Annotated in this window: 13 protein-coding genes; 6 read left to right on the top strand and 7 right to left on the bottom strand. The window is 42.0% G+C overall.

The window, feature by feature from the left end; all coding sequences use genetic code 11:
* Window positions 1-6: 6 nt before the first annotated feature.
* The 6 genes from BLS59_RS16195 to BLS59_RS16165 all read right to left on the bottom strand — a co-directional run bounded on the left by BLS59_RS16195 (window position 7) and on the right by BLS59_RS16165 (window position 12,085).
* Complete coding sequence (locus BLS59_RS16195) at window positions 7-1,485, bottom strand: RagB/SusD family nutrient uptake outer membrane protein (RefSeq protein WP_091150473.1); 1,479 nt, start codon at window positions 1,483-1,485, stop codon at window positions 7-9.
* An 18-nt stretch (window positions 1,486-1,503) separates the two neighbouring features.
* Window positions 1,504-4,539: a SusC/RagA family TonB-linked outer membrane protein gene (locus BLS59_RS16190; protein WP_091150471.1), complete on the bottom strand. Its 3,036-nt coding sequence runs from the start codon at window positions 4,537-4,539 to the stop codon at window positions 1,504-1,506.
* A 258-nt stretch (window positions 4,540-4,797) separates the two neighbouring features.
* Window positions 4,798-7,692: a ligand-binding sensor domain-containing protein gene (locus BLS59_RS16180; RefSeq protein WP_091150467.1), complete on the bottom strand. Its 2,895-nt coding sequence runs from the start codon at window positions 7,690-7,692 to the stop codon at window positions 4,798-4,800.
* 121 nt (window positions 7,693-7,813) lie between these two features.
* Window positions 7,814-8,773, bottom strand: a complete 960-nt coding sequence (trhO, locus tag BLS59_RS16175; protein WP_091150465.1) for an oxygen-dependent tRNA uridine(34) hydroxylase TrhO — start codon at window positions 8,771-8,773, stop codon at window positions 7,814-7,816.
* Between the two features lie 229 nt (window positions 8,774-9,002).
* Complete coding sequence (locus BLS59_RS16170) at window positions 9,003-9,353, bottom strand: hypothetical protein (protein ID WP_143014141.1); 351 nt, start codon at window positions 9,351-9,353, stop codon at window positions 9,003-9,005.
* A 251-nt stretch (window positions 9,354-9,604) separates the two neighbouring features.
* Window positions 9,605-12,085, bottom strand: coding sequence for a DUF5686 family protein (locus BLS59_RS16165; protein WP_091150461.1), 2,481 nt, complete (start codon window positions 12,083-12,085; stop codon window positions 9,605-9,607).
* Window positions 12,086-12,218: 133 nt separating this feature from the next.
* Between BLS59_RS16165 and kbl the strand changes: the two genes are divergently transcribed.
* From kbl to BLS59_RS16145, 4 genes are all read left to right on the top strand, one after another.
* Window positions 12,219-13,409, top strand: a complete 1,191-nt coding sequence (gene kbl / locus BLS59_RS16160) for a glycine C-acetyltransferase (protein ID WP_091150460.1) — start codon at window positions 12,219-12,221, stop codon at window positions 13,407-13,409.
* Window positions 13,410-13,480: 71 nt separating this feature from the next.
* A complete protein-coding gene (gene pheS, locus BLS59_RS16155; protein WP_205411290.1) occupies window positions 13,481-14,515 on the top strand; it encodes a phenylalanine--tRNA ligase subunit alpha in 1,035 nt (344 codons plus the stop codon).
* Window positions 14,512-14,922 carry a Rieske (2Fe-2S) protein gene (locus tag BLS59_RS16150; RefSeq protein ID WP_091150456.1) on the top strand — a complete coding sequence of 137 codons (411 nt, stop codon included), beginning with the start codon at window positions 14,512-14,514 and terminating at the stop codon, window positions 14,920-14,922. Before pheS ends, BLS59_RS16150 begins: the two co-directional genes overlap by 4 nt.
* A gap of 3 nt (window positions 14,923-14,925) precedes the next feature.
* Window positions 14,926-15,507, top strand: a complete 582-nt coding sequence (locus BLS59_RS16145; RefSeq protein ID WP_091150454.1) for a TetR/AcrR family transcriptional regulator — start codon at window positions 14,926-14,928, stop codon at window positions 15,505-15,507.
* Between the two features lie 3 nt (window positions 15,508-15,510).
* Here the strand turns inward: BLS59_RS16145 and BLS59_RS16140 are convergent, their stop codons facing one another.
* Entirely contained in the window at window positions 15,511-15,897 is a 387-nt protein-coding gene (locus tag BLS59_RS16140; RefSeq protein WP_091150452.1) for a hypothetical protein, read from the bottom strand.
* A gap of 161 nt (window positions 15,898-16,058) precedes the next feature.
* Between BLS59_RS16140 and creD the strand changes: the two genes are divergently transcribed.
* On the top strand, window positions 16,059-17,390 hold the full coding sequence (gene creD / locus BLS59_RS16135; protein ID WP_091150450.1) for a cell envelope integrity protein CreD: 1,332 nt from the start codon (window positions 16,059-16,061) through the stop codon (window positions 17,388-17,390).
* A 33-nt stretch (window positions 17,391-17,423) separates the two neighbouring features.
* Window positions 17,424-17,801 (top strand): hypothetical protein, encoded by a 378-nt coding sequence (locus tag BLS59_RS16130; RefSeq protein ID WP_091150448.1) that lies wholly within the window; start codon window positions 17,424-17,426, stop codon window positions 17,799-17,801.
* Window positions 17,802-17,900: the final 99 nt, after the last annotated feature.

The raw sequence follows: 17,900 nt of genomic DNA, 5'->3' as shown, positions 1-17,900 counted from the left end.
TAATGATTAATAGTTTTTGTTTTGAGTTATTACACCCGCGCTCAGGTCGATCTCGTTTTGTGGGATAGGCCAAACCTCGTTAGTGCCTGCTTTCCAACCTTTAGTACCAAAAATAGCCGCACCCCGACCCTGACGGATCACATCAAAATAACGATCGAACTCCATTGCCAGCTCAACCTGGCGCTCATGCCATATAGCTAAACGCAAAGCATCCTTATCTGTAGTGGTTACTTTTGGCAGGATAGCGTTGTTACCAGCCCTAGCACGTGCACGTACCATCTCTAATGAAGTTAGAGCCTTACCTGCATCGCCGGTTTCGTTGGCTGCTTCGGCGTTCATTAACAGTACTTCGGCATAACGAATAACCCGCACATTTTGATCTTCACCCTGGTTTTGAACAAAGGGAACGCTTTTTGGAACGTATGATTTTTGATTGTACCTCGGGTTTGGACCTGTAAGCTCTATGGCATCACCTTCGGGGGTTGTTTCGCCCCTGAAAATAATGGTAGCATCCATACGCGGATCGCCAGGCTCAAAAGCATCAACCAATGCCTGAGTAGGCACGTTGAAACCCCAGCCCAGGTTTAATGCACCCGGCACGCCCTGTATTTGTGAATACTGGCTTGTTGATGCGCCGGAAATGCTTGGCAAGCTTTGGCACTGAATTTCAAAAACCGATTCGGAATTATTTTCATTAGCAATGCGGAATGACTTTTCAAAATCGGGAAACAGGGAATAACCCAGGCCCATTACCAAGTTAGTGTAATTCAATACATCGGGCCATTTTTGCTGGTACATGGCAACTTTTGCGTGCAGTGCCAATGCAGCACCCTTAGTAGCACGGCCAATATCGGCAGAACCATAAGCTTGTGGTAACACCGCTGCAGCATCGGTTAAATCCTGCTCAATGGCAGCGTAAATTTGGGCTTTAGGTGTTCTTGGCAGGTTATACTCACTGGCATCTTTTGCCACATGCTGTCTTAACACAACGTCGCCAAAGGCGCGTACCAATCTGAAATAATTATATGCCCTTACAAATTTTGCCTCGGCTATGTAACGATTTTTCAGGTTTTCATCCATAGTGATAGCCGCTATATGATCTAATACCTGGTTACATAAGTTGATGCTCTGGTACTGGCCATTCCAAAAATCCTGTAGCTGCCCGTCAGTGGCGCTAATGGTAAAGTTATCATAGGCGTTCATGTAGCTGGCATCGGCGGGGGTACTGCCTTTTTCGGCCTCGTCAGATCCAAGGCTTTCAACGGCCATTGGTGCAAACGCGGTTTCTTTCCATTCCCTTAGGTTGCCATATATGGAGTTTACGGCTTTTGTTGCATCATCTTGTGTAACAAAAAACTCGGTGCTGGCCTGTTGCCCCTGCGGTGGTACGTCAAGGAAGCTTTTTTTACAGCCCTGCGTAATTATCGTGATTGCAAGCGCACTAATACTTAGTGCATTTACAAATTTGTGTTTGTTGCGAAACATAACTGAATATTTTAATTGTTAAAATGTAACATTGATACCAAAGTTGTAAGTAGCGTACAATGGATAAGCACCATTATCGATACCTGCATTAATACCAGGCTGATCGCCCTGGCCGCCTATTTCTGGGTTAAAGCCTTTATACTTAAAGAAGTTTAAGGCATTTTGCGCGTTGGCATATAACCTAACCCGTTTTAAAAATAGTTTTGAAGCTATTGACGACGGAAGGGTATAACCTAACTGCATGTTTCTTACCCTGAAGTAGCTGCCGCTTTCAACAAAAAATGTATTTGGTTTGTAGTTATTACCACCGCCAACGTTTGCAGATGGGTACGTTGTTGATGTACCCTCGCCATGCCAGCGGTTATCAAAAAAGTCCTGTGTAAAGTTTTCAGCCCCGTAACGTAAACCTTTGTTGGCGTTATACACATCAACACCGGCTACACCCTGAAAGTCAACACTCAGGTCAAATGCCTTATAGTTAAATGTAGTATTAAAACCATATAAATATTTAGGATTTGGATTGCCGATAGCGGTACGATCTTTAGCGTCAATTACTTTGTCGCCGTTCAAATCCTTATATATAAAATCGCCTGGTTTGGCATCCGCTTTTTGAAGAGAGTTAGCAACCTGTGCTGCATTCTGGAAAACGCCGGTTACTACTAAACCATAATACTCGCCAATTGGCTGCCCTACAATGGTACGGGTACTTAACTGGCCGCCTGTTGCTGCCGCGCCGCCACCATAAATTGGGTTGGCACCCGTTACGGTATTAAGTACTTTATTACTGTTGATACTTAAGTTGCCGTTTAAGCTGTAAGAAAAATCTTTGCTGATGTTATCTCTCCAACCCAGTGTAAACTCAAAACCACGGTTTTGGAAAGTTGCCTGGTTGCCAATTATGGTACCACCATCGGTACCTAATGAGCCTAATACCGGTATAGCGAAGATGGCTTGTTGCGTTTCTTTGTTATAAAAATCAGCCTCGAAGGTTAGTTTGCTTTTCAGGAAACCCATTTCTAAACCAACATCGGTACCAACGCCACGCTCCCAATAAGTTGTAGGAGGCACTATAGCGGTAATGTTTGCACCTGTTGCCGGCGCGCCATTGTAAATTGCTGTAAAGCCCGCCGAAGTATTTACTGTTTGGGTTGATAAATTTGCAGGTACAGATGCGTTACCTATTTTACCCCAGCTGCCCCTCAATTTTAAATTATCAAAAATCTGCTGATTTTTCATAAACTCCTCATTACTGATAACCCAACCGGCACCTACTGATGGGAAATAGCCCCAGCGTTGGTCACCAATGAATTTAGATGAACCATCAGCACGTATGGACGCATTTAACAAATACCTGTCTTTAAATGAATAGTTAACACGGCTAAAGAATGACTGGTAAGTGCTCAGATCGCCGCTATCATCAATAGATCTGGTGTCCTGTGATCCTAAACGCAGGTAAAGATCGCCAGAACTTGTATAAGGTACATCCTGGGCCGAAGCATTAAGGTTATACGATTTGTAACGCTGTGCAGACTGACCTACCAATACAGTAAGGTGATGATCTTTAGCGATGGTCCTATCAAAGGTTAAAGTATTTTCCCAGATCCAGTTACGGACTTCGGCCCTTGTAACTGTCAAAGTACTATGATTGGGGGCTCTGTTATTTTGGGTAGATGTAGCATAATAAAGAGGAAGATAACCTGTTGTTTCGGCCTGTCCAAACTCGCCACCAAAGCTGGTGTGGAAGGTTAAAAACGGCGCGAATTTAATATCGGCAAACATATTACCGGTAACCCTGTAGCCGTTTGATTTATGGTTATAAAAATCAAGCTGAGCCTGCGGGTTGTTGGTAGCATTACCTAAAGGAAAATCACCCGGATCGCCATAAGTTCCATCGTCATAAAATACCGGTACAATTGGTGCGGCTGTAAAGGCTTTATAAATTACATCGCCGGGAGCATCTGTTGATTTACTTCCCTGTAAAACTGCATTGTAACCTAATTTTAAGAATTTTGTTGCCTGTACATCCTGCTGCATATGAACGGTAATACGGTCGTAGTCATTTTTCTTAACTACACCCTGCTGTTTCAAATAACCTGCAGAAAAAGTATAAGTTGATTTATCGGTACTGCCGCTCACGCTTATATCATGTTTCATGGTAAAAGCATCGCGCAATACGTCGTTAAGCCAGTTGGTACCTGTTCCAAATTTATTTACATCCGGAAATGTAATAGGATCTGTTGGTGCGTTTATGGCGTTAAGTTCATTAATAAGTGTAGCATATTCGGTACCTGTAGCCAGTTTTGGCTGATGGGTAACACGCTGCCAGCCTGCGTAAGCGCTGTAATTGATTGATGGGGCACCTTTACCTTTTTTGGTGGTAATTAATACAACACCATTGGCAGCACGCACACCATATATTGACTCGCTTGATGCATCCTTCAGGATACTCATGTTTTCAATATCATTTGAGTTTAGAAAACTGATGTCATCAAACCATACACCGTCAACCACGTAAAGCGGGTTGGCATTACCGTAAACCGTTCCTAAACCACGGATGCGGATTTGCGGCGATGAGCCGGGCCCGCCCGCGTTGGTAATTTGCACACCGGCAACTTTACCTTGTAAGGAGCTTACTACGTTTGTTGATGATTGTTTTGATATCTCTTCGCCCTTTACTGATGCCACCGAACCGGTTACATCAAGCTTGCGTTGTGTGCCGTAACCAACTACAACTACCTGTTGCAATTCGTTGGCCGACGCCTGCAAACGCACATCAAGAGTGGTTTGACTATTTACTGCTACAGATTTTGCAGTGTACCCTATATAACTAAATGTAAGGGTTGCGGTGGGGGAAGTGCTAAGGGTGTACGCACCGTTAACATCTGTTTGTGTGCCTGCTGTTGTTCCTTTAACTGCTACGGATACGCCTATCAAAGGCTCGCCTGTAGCAACGTCAAATACTTTTCCTTTTACGGTTACATTTTGAGCAAATGCACTGGTAACAGAAAATAAGAACAATAACAGCACTCCTGAAATAGTAAAGATTCTTTTCATAGTGGTTAATAATAAATACGGATTTGAAATAATTGGTTTATTTGTTTACAAATCTGAACAGATAATACAGGTTTGCCAAAAAACAGCACTCTACATTAATACATCATTGCAAAAGTACTTTCACAAAGCAAGAATATTATTTTTACAAATAATTGATTACCAGAAATTTAAAACGACTTAGTGTATGCCACACGTACTACACATGTTAAGTACAAAACACTATGCATGCATAGTGCCTTGAGAGGTAATGATGTAGTGTTATAGCTCGATGAGAAACTCAACAAGGTTCTTATCATGCTCCAGATTGAGCTTTTTACGCAACCTGTAGCGTCTTATCTCTACACCACGTAAGGAGATGTTTAGCAGTGATGCCATTTCTTTACTGCTCATATTCATGCGCAGGTAGGCACACAACTTAAGGTCGTTGGGTACAAGATCGGGGTGATCGGATTTTAGTTTCTTGAAAAAGTTTTCGTGGGCTTCGTTAAAACTGCGTTCAAATATGTTCCAATCACGCTCATCATTCATACCCTCGTCAATAACTTTCTGGATGCGGCGCAGTTGATCGTCGGCCAGCTTTTTGCCGCTGTTATCTTTCAAATGCAGGATTTCTTCACTTATTTTTTGGAGTAGCTCATTCTTGTAAACCAGGTTCATTGCCGAGTTGGCCAGCTCCCGACTTTTACCGGCCAGATCAGCCTGTAGCTGCTCATTACGGATGCTGATGATATGCTGTTCGTTGGTTATGGCTTCCTGTTTTAAAAACTCCTCCTTCTCTTTCTGCATTTTTATTTGCAAGCGTTTTTGATGTCGCTTTAGTTTTATGCGGTAATAATAGCGTACCAAATAGTACGATAGTATAAGCAGCAAGCCATAAAATACCAGGGCTATTTTGCTGGCGTACCAGGGCGGCAGTATTATAAAGGTAAGGGTCGTTATTTCGGATATGTTCTGATCGTTGGTTTTGGCGCGCACTTTAAAATGATAGGTACCCTGGTCAAGATTGGTAAACTCTTTCTGGCTCTGCTGTGTCCAGTCAGACCATTGCCTGGAATATCCATCCAAATAATACTGGAACTTTATTTTTGCCTGCTGATAATACGGAAGCGTATAAGTAATGCGGATGTTATTTTGGGTATATGGTATTTCAATTTCATTGAACATGTTACTGTTTTCGCTTATCACGGTAACCTTATCGGTAATGTTTTCTACCTTGCGGATCAGCGCGCCGGGCAGCTTCATCTGGCTTTGCTGTGAGGCATCGGCATCATTGAGCATTACAAAACCATCGTCAACACTTATAAGATACATGAGGTTGTTGATAAGATTAATGTTCTCGTAATTCTGCACCATCTGGCCGTTAAGCATACTAAACTTGTTGGAGTCGATAGTGAGTTTGCCCGGCACCGAAAGATCTGCCAGTGCCACGCGGCCGTGATTAATAAACCAGTACTTTTTACCAATTGCCCCAATTATTTTGTTGGACGAGGCAAAGGTGCCCAGCTTAACATTCAGCTGCTGATATTTATAAAACCTGTCGGTAATATCATCATACACACAAAAACCAGAGTCGGACGAAAACACCACGCGGTTATCAAGATTAAAAACACCTACATTATAACTATTGGGCAGGCCCGAACTTTTATCATAATATTTTTGAGATACTACACGCTTTAAATCGGCGCTGAGGGTAATCTTGTAAATGCCCTTGTAGGCATGGCTCACCCAAATTTGTCCCTTATTGTCCTGCTCTACATACCGGGAAGGTTCGCCAAAACCGGTTATTTTATGATCGAAAACCCAATCGCCGGCCGCGTTTTTGCTGAATATAACCAAGCCTGTGTAGGTGCCCTGCATGAGTTGCGATGGGTTGATCTTCTTTATCGTCCAGCCGCCGCTTAGCGTGGTAATTTTGGTGATAGAGCTGCCATTTACCTGGAAGGTGCCATCATTATGGCTGCACAACAGGCGGCCATCCTGCAGGGATAGTTCCCACACCTGTCCCTGCGAACCGGGGATAAGCTTAAAATCGAACGGTTGCAGCAACTGGTTACCGGCCCCCGGTAGCCAATCGCTGTAAAACAAGCCCTGGTTAGTGCCTAAGTATATTTTGTTGTTGAATATAATGCTGGAGTAAACGGTACCAAACCGGCCCGTTTTATCAAAATAAAAATACAGGGGCGAGTTAACTTCAATACGGTCTATCCCATTATCCAGCCCGGCCCAAAGGTTTTGTTCGCTATCGGTAAACAGGCTTAATACGGTATTATTTTGCAATCCGCTTGATTTGTTGATATGCTGTACCACATTACCTGCGGTATCAATTATTACAATGCCATTTAAAATAGTACCGTAGGCAAAGTATTTGCCCGTTATAAGCGCGCCGTTATTGAGCTGATAGCTTTTTAAAAATTCATTGGCCTGGCTTAGCCATGGTTTTATCTGCTTACCATCAAATATAAAAAGACCGTCCTTTGCAGTACCTATCAGGTATTTGTTTGTACCGAAGGGCAATATGCTAAGCACACGGCTGGGCAACACGTTGGTGCCTTCAATATATTCCAGCTTATTGTTTTTAAGTTCGAACAGGCCCGATGCTACCTGCTCCACAAAAAAGCGTTTGCCTGCCTTAAACAAAAACAGGAAAGGTGGTTTGTTGGCTTTTATTACGTTTACCGCACCTTTGCTGTAAATGTATATGGTACCAAACGACTGGAATAGCACCCTATCGCCATCTACGTAGATCTTCCAGATCTCTTCATTAATGGGCTGGTATTTTTTCGACACCAGGTTTGCCAGCGAATGGTATTTTAAAAACCCTTTATCATTGTTTTCCCAATAACCAAAATCGCCAAAGCCTCCCGAGTATATTTTGCCTTTACCATCGGCCGCCACCGATCGTACTATAAGGCCATTGGGCATATGGTTAAGCTGCCAGTATTTGCCATCAAATGATAGCAAGCCTTCGTCGTTACCAAAATACATAATACCATGCTCATCTCGCGTTACGGCCCAGTTTTGGTTACCAGACTGGTACATGGCCTTGGTATAATTTTGCACATACGGTACCCCTATACTTTTTATATCAACCCCAGCAGCGTAAACGGTGCCGATGTAAAATAGGGTAAGGATGGTCAGTATTATTTTACGCATGGGTTTATTAAGGACATCGGCTTTCTGAAAAGCAAACCAATTTTACGAAATAGAGTTTGAATTGCCTAAAAAATAAAAGCCTACCTGTGTGGGTAAGCTTTTATTATGGTGCCGCAATGGCTTAATCGGCCGGTTGCAGGTTATTTTTTTTGCTGACGTTTACCGGCTGCGGTACTTTTACATAATAGCCCGTGCCATCATATACTCTTTTACGCGGGTGACTTTGGCAGGCATCGCTGCAGCAGCCTTCCATTTGAGTACCGCATTCATCGCACTGGGTAAAATGCTCGTTGCACTCGGGGTTGGCGCAGTTTATCATTTTGGGCGTGGTTTTACCGCAGTTACGGCAAGTTGATATCACCACGGGGTTAACGTTATTTACATCAACCGAAAGCCGATTATCAAAAACATAGCACTTGCCTTCAAAATCTTCACCGCCGGCTTCCTTACCGTATTTAATGATACCGCCGTGCAACTGATAAACTTCTGGGAATCCTTCATGCAGTAATAATGCCGATGCTTTTTCGCACTTGATGCCGCCAGTACAATAGGTAAGAATCTTTTTGTCTTTATACTTGGCAAGCTGATTTATCATATCGGGGAAATCCCTGAAATTTTCTATATCAAGCGTAACCGCATTTTTGAATTTACCTAATGAATGCTCGTAGTTTGATCGCACGTCGAGTATCACTACATCGTCCCTGTCCTTCATGGCAAGAAACTCTTTTGGATCGAGATGGATGCCGGTTTGCTGCTGAGGGTTAATTAGGTTTGGATCGCGCAGGCCCGAATGCACAATCTCAGATTTGTAACGTACATGCATTTTTACAAATGATGGTGCGTCTACCTCGTCTATCTTAAAATCGATATTGGCGAAACGCTCATCGGCATGTACGGTATCCATATATGTTTTGCAAGCTTCGGCAGTACCGGATACGGTACCGTTGAGTCCCTCGGTGGCCACAATAATGCGACCGGTTAAACCCAGGCTTTTACAAAATTTTAAATGATCGGCAGCAAATTGCTCCGCATCGGCTATTGTTGAATAACAATAGTACAGTAGTGTATTATATATTGCCATAATCCATTGATACTGTTGCAAACAGTGTTAAATGAGCGGCAAAGATAACGTTTTGAGGTGAAAGGTAAAAGGGCAAAGGCGAAAGGCATTAATATCGAACTTCGAATGTTGAATTCCCAATAATGAAGTGAAAAGATATCAAAGTAACAAATTGCGAATAATGCAGGCGTTTTTGATAAGGATAACCGAGAGGGCATTGAACTTGAATACCCTTTCGGTTATTATTTTTTTAACATTTATTAAAAGTGATAACCTTCCCAGTGCTATCAACCACTATCATGTAGTCATAAGGGCCGTAGCCGGTAGGGCCATATGCAAAATAGGTGCCGGCTGCAACCGGGAGTGTTAAGGTAGTATTTTGATAAACATGCGTATTTACTGCTATGGTACCTGTCCAATACCATGATGGGGCACATGAAACGCATGAATATGGCAGAGCGCTGGATGCACGTAGCCACGCGGCACAATCATTTACACCATTTATATGCCAAAACCACCAGGTATTAACACTTTGCTTACCGGGTTTATGCCCATGGGTAAGTTTTGGGCTTTTTACGGAATTTGCACTAGTTGCATACATAGTGCTGCTTGTAGCAGTAATCAACAGCATAATTGCAAGGCCACTTAACAGAATTTTTTTACTCTTTTCATTTGGTTGTTATTTTAGGTTTGTAATAATTTATCGATATAAAAATAAACCCCGGCACTGCATGTAGTTTGCAGTGCCGGGGTTTATTAAATTTTTATGGGATGGGATTAATTTAATCCTTAACAGATGTTCGATATAAAAGAAGCCTTTGACCTTTCGCCTTTATCCTTTCACCTCAAAAATTACCTTATGCCGTAAAAGATTCTGAATCCCTGGATATATTTCTGGTTACCGGCGTAGGACACACCATAGTCAACCCGGAATATAAGGCGTTGCACACCTACGTAAAACTCCCTGTAATTGCGGTTATTTTTGGTGGTAAGGTAGTTCGCACCTATGATTTCTTCCAGTTTAAGCTTACGCATAAAGGGGATATGGTTAAATATAGATCCGGCAAAGTTATGCTGGTAATGGGCCTCTATAAAACCGCCGTTTGTGCTGTAAGTATAAAACGGCAGGAAGTGAAAACTACCTACATAGGTTGGATCAAAAGTTAAGCCCTGGTTACCTAAGAAGTGGTTATAGTCCATGTAGTATAGTTTGTTATCATTAAAGAAACCACCTGCCGTAAGCTTAAATGAGGAGAAACCTGTTAGCCCTATCCTGATGTTATATTGGGAAATATCTGCCGATGCAAAATCGTAATCTACATCAGATCCCAAGGCGTTTTTAATGCCTTTACGGTAGTTTATAGTTAACGTAGGATACTTTGAAGGCAAATTAAATTTACCAGTAGGCCGGGTTTCATACCGCTGATCGAATGTAAATGCTGCGGATGCCGAGAACGTAAGCGCCTGGTTTTCCGGGAATAAAAACGAATGATCATCTGGTGGTGTTCCATTCGGAGCCAAAGGATTGTTTGAGGTAAACTGCCTGTCTTTCACATCCTTAAGATGCCCCAATGCGGTATTATATAACTGCGAGCGACTGGCATAGGCCAAATTGCCCGATAGTAAAACCCCATTAACAACCTCGCGCTGATAACCAAACAAACCATAGTGACTACGATAATATTTCACATAGTTATTTTCGCTCAACAAAGTACTTAAAGTATTAAAATACAAGGACCTTGTGCCCACGTTATTCAAGTCGAGCACATCGCTGCCAAACCCGGTAAAAAACTTGGCATTATGGAACGGATCGTTCTTATATTCCGAATAAATATTGGCGCTCAGTGTTTTGTTTGAAAACCCGTAACGTAATGCGGGTGTGATGCTTAGGGAATGAAAATCATCAATAACCTTTGTGTATCTCACCTTGGCATTTATACCAAAACCCTCAACGGTATTGTAATAAAACGTTTGTAAAAAAGGGTATACGTACAATGAGTCCTTTTCGCTGCGGTTACTTGCGTTATAGCCAAATATCAAATAACCAGGGTAATTGATGCGGTTTTTAGTATGCTGTAGTGTATCAAGATATTGATCTGTTTTCTTGTACGCCGTCACACTATCCTTCTTGTGATAATCGCGAATTTCCTGCCTTGTTAACGGTACAGGGCGCGCGGTTGCCCAATAATCTGCATTTTTAGTATTGGCCGTGGTATCAACTTTTAGCACCTCACCGGTAAAAAAACCTTCGGGAAACGTTGGGTTAATTTTGTAATTGTTGTAAATAGCCTCGTAATATCCGCCAAATTTAAAGCCCAAAACCTGCCCCTTGAAGCTCAGCTGCGCCGATGCAGGCATCCATACACTATCTGTAATTGGTATGTATTGCTGATTAACCTGCAGTGTATCAACCAGGTTGAGGTTACTCATTTTATTGGTGAGGTAAAGATCTACACTGTAAATGCGCCAATCGCCCTCTACTATATAAATATTACCCTGAAAATACTGACCATGCGCACGCTTAGGTATCACCTGTATCTTGTCGATGGTTCGCCCATTCTCGGTAGATACGCCCAGTAGCTTGTAATTGTAGAAAAGCGAAGCGTTAGTTGCTACCGGCGAAACGAACCCTCTTGTGCTTAAGCCATTTATGGTAAAAACATTCTGATAAAGATTAACCTGCAAATCTGATGCTTTGTTATAGCTGAATGCAGTATTCTGGCCCGCAAACCTGTTTGCAATAGTTATTTCACGTATTTTATCCGGCTTTTGAAAATTATATTCCGACAATGATTCCGACTGATAAAGTATCCCCCTACCATTAGAATCGAGATCAAGCGTACGCATAACCTCTTTGGATAACAGCGATTTTGGCACGCTAAGCAGCTTTTGAATACCCTTTATATACACCGCACTTGAATAGGACGTAGCTTCCTCCAGGAAATATTTCCGCTTTTTGGTTACCTGTTTCATGATGGTATCGGCAGCATCGCGGTTTTTACGATAAATTGCCGCAACCCTTTCGGTACCGAAAACCTCCGCATCCATCTGAATATTAAGCTGCTGATCGTGATCGGCTACGGCTACTTTCACCGTTTTTTCGTTAAAACCTACAAACCTATATACTACATCGTAGGTGCCTGGAGCCAGTTTAAGCTGGTACGCTCCGTTTTCGTTGGCGGTAGTACCATAGGTAGAATTACGGATATATATAGATGTAAACGGAATTACATTATTGTTCTGATCTGTTATCCGCCCGGATAAAAGATATTGCTGCGCAGACACACTAAGGTTACAAAACGCAATAGCAAATAATAGTAGGAGTTTTTTCATATGTTGTTAATGAAATAAATGCTTTTTGGGGGTAAAATGTTTTATTCTGACCTTAATAAATAAATTAAGCACCAATAAGCCTTATCAAATGCCTGTTAATGTTTAATTTTGCCTCCTCAAAATAAGAATATCTATGTATAATACACTACAGCCAGTTCTGCAGCAGGAACTTACAGACATTGAAAACGCCGGGTTATATAAAAAAGAACGCATCATTACATCGGCACAAGGTGCTGATATTACAGTGCAGGGCGGTAAAGAAGTAATTAACTTTTGTGCCAACAACTACCTCGGCTTATCTGGTAACGCCAAAGTGATACAGGCAGCAAAAGATGCTATGGACACCCGCGGTTACGGTTTATCATCTGTACGTTTTATTTGCGGCACGCAGGATATACATAAAGAACTTGAAAAAAAGATCGCTGATTTTTTAGGCACCGAGGACACCATCCTTTATGCGGCAGCATTTGATGCCAACGGCGGTGTTTTTGAACCATTATTTAACGATCAGGATGCTATTATTTCCGATGAGTTGAACCATGCCTCCATTATTGATGGTGTACGCCTTTGCAAGGCCCAGCGCCAGCGCTATAAACACGATGACATGGCCGACCTGGAAGAAAAACTTAAAATTACAGCGGGCTGCCGTCACCGCATTATTGTAACCGATGGTGCATTCAGCATGGACGGAACCATAGCCCAGCTTGATAAAATCTGCGCCCTTGCCGAACAATATAACGCCCTTGTAATGATTGATGAAAGCCATTGCAGCGGCTTTATGGGTAAAACCGGTCGCGGTACTCATGAGCACCACAATGTAATGGGCAAAATTGATATCATTACCGGCACCTTAGGTAAAGCATTAGGTGGTGCTTCGGGCGGGTTTACCTCTGGCCGTAAAGAGATCATTGATATGCTTCGCCAGCGTTCGCGCCCGTATTTGTTTTCAAATACACTTGCGCCGGCAATTACAGGTGCATCAATAGCGGTATTGGATATGCTGAGCGAAACCACCGAACTGCGTGATAAACTGGAAAGCAACACCCAATACTTCCGCCAAAAAATGACTGAAGCGGGGTTTGATATAAAACCGGGCGTACACCCAATTGTACCCGTTATGCTTTACGAAGCTAAACTGGCACAGGAATTTGCAGCCAAAATGCTGGAAGAAGGCATTTATGTTATTGGTTTTTACTACCCGGTAGTACCGCAAGGCAAAGCACGTATCAGGGTACAGATCTCGGCAGCGCATGACCAGCATCATTTAGATAAGGCAATAGCTGCCTTTACCAAGGTGGGTAAAGAGTTAAAAGTAATTAAATAATTATCTTTGTAATTGCGGGCGGAAACGGCTAAGCCACCACCTACAATTACACAAAATGTTATCAAACTATAATGCAAGCTCAAATAGATCAATATACAGCCGAGATCAATGCTTTTTCACCGGCAAATGCTGATGAACTGGAAACGTTCCGGATAAAATTTTTAGGTACAAAGGGAATTATTAAAGACTTGTTTGAGCAGTTTAAAACCGTTGGACCAGAAGAAAAACGCACCTTTGGTAAAGTGCTTAACCAGTTTAAACAACTGGCCGAGGCCAAATATGCTGAACTGAAAGAGGCTACAGAGTCAGGACCAAAGACTAAAGACTTAGAACTTGATCTTACCCTTCCCGGCGATGGCTTTGAGGTTGGCTCACGCCACCCGCTGTCGTTAGTACGTAACGAGATCATTGATATATTTAAACGCTTGGGCTTTGTGGTTGCCGAAGGACCGGAGATTGAGGACGACTGGCATAACTTTTCGGCACTTAATTTCCCAGAAGAGCACCCAGCCCGCGATATGCAGGATACCTTCTTTATTAAAAAGAATGCCGGTAAGGATGATATTGCTTTACGTACGCATACTTCATCGGTACAGGTGCGTATGATGGAACATGGCAAACCACCGTTCCGCGCTATTATGCCGGGCAGGGTTTACCGTAACGAGGCAATATCTGCCCGTGCACATTGCTTTTTTCACCAGGTTGAAGGTTTATATGTTGATGAAAACGTATCCTTTGCCGATCTGAAGCAAACACTTTATCACTTTGTACAGGAACTTTACGGCGAAGGTACTAAAGTGCGTTTCCGTCCGTCATACTTCCCGTTCACCGAACCGTCTGCAGAGATGGACGTGTCATGTACCATATGTAAGGGCGCTGGCTGTAACATGTGTAAATACAGCGGTTGGGTTGAGATATTGGGCTGCGGTATGGTTGACCCTAATGTTTTGGAAAACTGCGGCATCGACAGTAAAAAATTCACCGGCTTTGCCTTTGGTATGGGTATGGAGCGTATTGCTAACCTAAAATATGTGATCCGCGACCTGCGTTTATTTTCGGAGAACGACGTACGCTTCCTGAAACAGTTTCAAACCGAAATGTTATGAGGAAGCTCATGATAGTAGCATTTATTTGCTTATGCTATTTTTCGTGCGGTAAGGCTACCGATAATGTACCTAATGTGCCGGTAAATTTTCAGGCGGATATAAATCCTAGATATAGCGCGCTTAATAGTCCGGGCGGCTATGTTTACGTTAATGGTTATGGTATAGCCGGCCTTATCATTTACCGTACCATATCCGGGCGGTATGTGGCTTATGACCGGTGCAGCAGTTATCAACCCGAAAAAAAATGTGCCGTATCTGTTGACGATACAGGTTTACAAGTTGTTGATGCATGCAGTGGTTCTAAATTTTCATTAGAGGATGGAACACCTGTAAAAGCCCCGGCTACACGTTCGCTTAAATCTTACCAGGTTATAACAACGCAGTTCACAATTCAAGTTGTAAATTAAATAATGGAAGCCGATAAAATAAAAGATAGTATAAAGCGGGCCGCGCAGGATCTTTTCCGCAAATTCGGGTACCATAAAACCAGCGTTAACGAAATTGCAAAAAAAGCAAAAATTGCCAAGGCTACCATTTACAAATATTTCGACAGTAAAGAAGCCGTGCTGCATGTGCTGCTTATGGACTATATAAAAGCCAGCGTTGATGACCTGGTGCAAAGCAACACGCCCGATATGGATGAGGAAGCGCACCTCAACAGCCTCATCATGAAAACCTGCCGCCTGTCTTACACCGTGTGTAACGAGTTTATCGGCTGGGATTTTATCCGTGAATCTACCAATTCACAAGATTTCTTAAAAAACCTGTCTAACGAGCTGGAAGAGTTGCTAATGTCCTCATTCATCCAGCTACCCGGCATTCGCAAACACGAAACCTACCACCAGCGCCTGCGGTTTTTAATTAAATGCAGTAAAAGCATTGTTTTCAGTTTCGCATTCACTTCGGTAAGCGATTCAGATGTGCGTAAGAATTTTGTGTCATTCCAAAAGGAAATTTTGCCTTATTTGGTTAAGGCGGCTATTTCGGTGTAAGGGTTATTCTATTTTGAGGGTTATTGATCCGCTTTCTTCAACCTCCCAAATGGTTGTTTCATCAATATTAATAGCATTTAAGTTTAAAAAGTTATCGGCCTGCGGCAGGTAATCGTCTTCGGTATCGCCAAGTCTGGGTAAGGCAATTATATCGGTATCAATATTAATTCTTCCTACCCTATCTTTAAGTTGTTTCAAAGTGCTTGCCGAATAGGTAGATATTGCATCTTTGGCTAACTCGCCATCACTTTCAAATAAAAAATAATCGGTCATTAATATTGAAAAGAACTGATTGTCCCGTCTGTCATAATAAAACACCTCAGAAAACTTCACCGGCGATTGCTGCAGTCCTGCTACTAGCCAATTATATATTTGTTCCTGGATGGTCATTTATAAAGATATTGAACTTTCCGGTAAAATATTTGCAATCTTAAATTATTATACTTTACTTTGAATAACAAAGTACTTTTATAAAATACAAACAGAGCCCTTACGGCTCTTAATTTTTAATTATTTACTTTGAAAAACAAAGTACTTTAAAAACTAAAATCATGAGAGAACAACCACAAAAACCAAGCTGGCACACAGATTCTGTACTTATTAAATTAGGTATAATCGCATTTCTAATCCTTCTCTTATTGATCCCTTCAAGCTGGATACAAAGCCTGATTATCGAAAGAGAAGGTTATCAGCAAACCGAAAGAGGAAGCGTAATTAAAAATTGGGCTGATACCCAACTGATACAAGGCCCCGTATTAATGCTGCCCTACAAAAAGCAGATCACTGAAACCGACGCTCAAAAAAAAGTCACTATACATGAGGCCATTTTTATGCTTTATTTATTGCCGCAAAACCTGCGCATAAAAGCCGCTGTTAAAACCGAGCCTTTTCAAAAAGGTGTTTATGATGCAACCGGTTATAACGCGCAGGTGGCTATTACCGGCGATTTTACTCAACCCAATCTTTCCGAAGCGGGGATAGACCCGGCAGAAGTACTATATGATAAGGCCAGGCTGGTCTTTAGCATATCAGATATTAAGGGACTTAAAAACAATCCTGTTATTAACATACAGGGGCAAAATTACAATGCTGATGTAGCCGCGGACGATTTAATTCCTTTTGAAAAAGGGCTGCAGATAAACTTTCCTTTACAAAAAGACAAGGGATTTAACTTTAGCTACCTGCTAAATCTTAAAGGCAGCAACGAACTTAATTTTCTGCACACCGGCAAAACCACCGATGTTGAATTAAGCAGTGATTGGCGCTCGCCGGATTTTGGCCGGTTTATGCCCGATAGTAAAAATATAAACGAAAAGGGCTTTAGCGCCAGCTGGCATATGCTTTATTACAACAGGCCCTTTCCGCAGCAATGGCTAAACAGCAATCAAGTACTTGCCAATCAAAAAGATATAAAAGCGGCCACAATTGGAGTAAAACTGCAGCTGCCGATAGATCAGTACCGCAAAATTTTGCGCACAACCAAATACTCCACCTTAATTATACTGCTAACCTTTATATCGCTTTTCCTGGCCGAAATGATAAAGAATGAAAGGGTACATGTATTTAATTATGTGCTCATTGGCGCGGCTATGGTGGTGTATTATACCTTGTTGCTGTCTTTTTCTGAACAGGTTGGCTACAACTGGGCCTATTTAATATCCTCTGTTTCAACCATAGCATTAATAGCCGTTTTCACCGCGTCGTTATTAAAAAACAATATCGTGGCCATAACCTTCTCGTTGATACTATCGATATTTTATGGTTTCATCTATATCATCATCCAGTTGGAAGAGCTATCCCTGCTGTTTGGCAGCATAGGCTTATTTGTAATTGTGGCTACACTCATGTATTTCTCCCGTAAGATAAATTGGGATAAACAATAAATTAAAAGCAATGAAGCTAAAGCAAGAAAGACAATGAATACCGAAATATCGCAAACAACAAGGCAATGGTGGTGGGCAAAAAGACTCAAATATAATATAGGCTTAATTGTTGCCGGTTTTATTGCCTTTCTGCTTTACTGCATCCTCGGAGAGATAATAATAGCGCCGCATGAAGAATTTGAAGAAACAATATTTGGAATAGCTTTTCAGGGAGTTGCCTATTTATTTATGATGGGCCTGGCAAATGTATTTTACACATTGGGTTGGTTTATTGACAGCACTTTTAACACAGGTAATAACCAGCTTTTTAGGGAAAAGCTTTTTGCGCTGGGTTATTGGTTTTCGTGTGCATTGCCTATTTTGTTTATTTTGCTTGTAATGATAATCTTCTTATCCGGCGTAAATAGATAATAATTCCTTTCTTACTTATTACTCAAATCAAACTCATGCATTCAAATTCATTCATCTATAGCTTAAAAATATGGCTAACCAGCGTGTTTTTAGCTCCTT

This window comes from Mucilaginibacter pineti (genome assembly GCF_900101875.1).
GTDB lineage: Bacteria > Bacteroidota > Bacteroidia > Sphingobacteriales > Sphingobacteriaceae > Mucilaginibacter > Mucilaginibacter pineti.
Note: the sequence above shows the minus strand (reverse complement) of the source record. Positions and strands in the feature narration are given on the sequence as shown.

Excerpts from the sequence above, each read along its gene's own strand:
- pheS (WP_205411290.1), top strand. The coding sequence starts at position 13,481 with ATGCAAGCTCAAATAGATCAATATACAGCCGAGATCAATGCTTTTTCA.
- BLS59_RS16140 (WP_091150452.1), bottom strand. The coding sequence starts at position 15,897 with ATGACCATCCAGGAACAAATATATAATTGGCTAGTAGCAGGACTGCAG.
- BLS59_RS16170 (WP_143014141.1), bottom strand. The coding sequence starts at position 9,353 with ATGTATGCAACTAGTGCAAATTCCGTAAAAAGCCCAAAACTTACCCAT.
- creD (WP_091150450.1), top strand. The coding sequence starts at position 16,059 with ATGAGAGAACAACCACAAAAACCAAGCTGGCACACAGATTCTGTACTT.
- BLS59_RS16180 (WP_091150467.1), bottom strand. The coding sequence starts at position 7,692 with ATGCGTAAAATAATACTGACCATCCTTACCCTATTTTACATCGGCACC.
- BLS59_RS16195 (WP_091150473.1), bottom strand. The coding sequence starts at position 1,485 with ATGTTTCGCAACAAACACAAATTTGTAAATGCACTAAGTATTAGTGCG.
- kbl (WP_091150460.1), top strand. The coding sequence starts at position 12,219 with ATGTATAATACACTACAGCCAGTTCTGCAGCAGGAACTTACAGACATT.
- BLS59_RS16145 (WP_091150454.1), top strand. The coding sequence starts at position 14,926 with ATGGAAGCCGATAAAATAAAAGATAGTATAAAGCGGGCCGCGCAGGAT.
- trhO (WP_091150465.1), bottom strand. The coding sequence starts at position 8,773 with ATGGCAATATATAATACACTACTGTACTATTGTTATTCAACAATAGCC.
- BLS59_RS16190 (WP_091150471.1), bottom strand. The coding sequence starts at position 4,539 with ATGAAAAGAATCTTTACTATTTCAGGAGTGCTGTTATTGTTCTTATTT.
- BLS59_RS16130 (WP_091150448.1), top strand. The coding sequence starts at position 17,424 with ATGAATACCGAAATATCGCAAACAACAAGGCAATGGTGGTGGGCAAAA.
- BLS59_RS16165 (WP_091150461.1), bottom strand. The coding sequence starts at position 12,085 with ATGAAAAAACTCCTACTATTATTTGCTATTGCGTTTTGTAACCTTAGT.
- BLS59_RS16150 (WP_091150456.1), top strand. The coding sequence starts at position 14,512 with ATGAGGAAGCTCATGATAGTAGCATTTATTTGCTTATGCTATTTTTCG.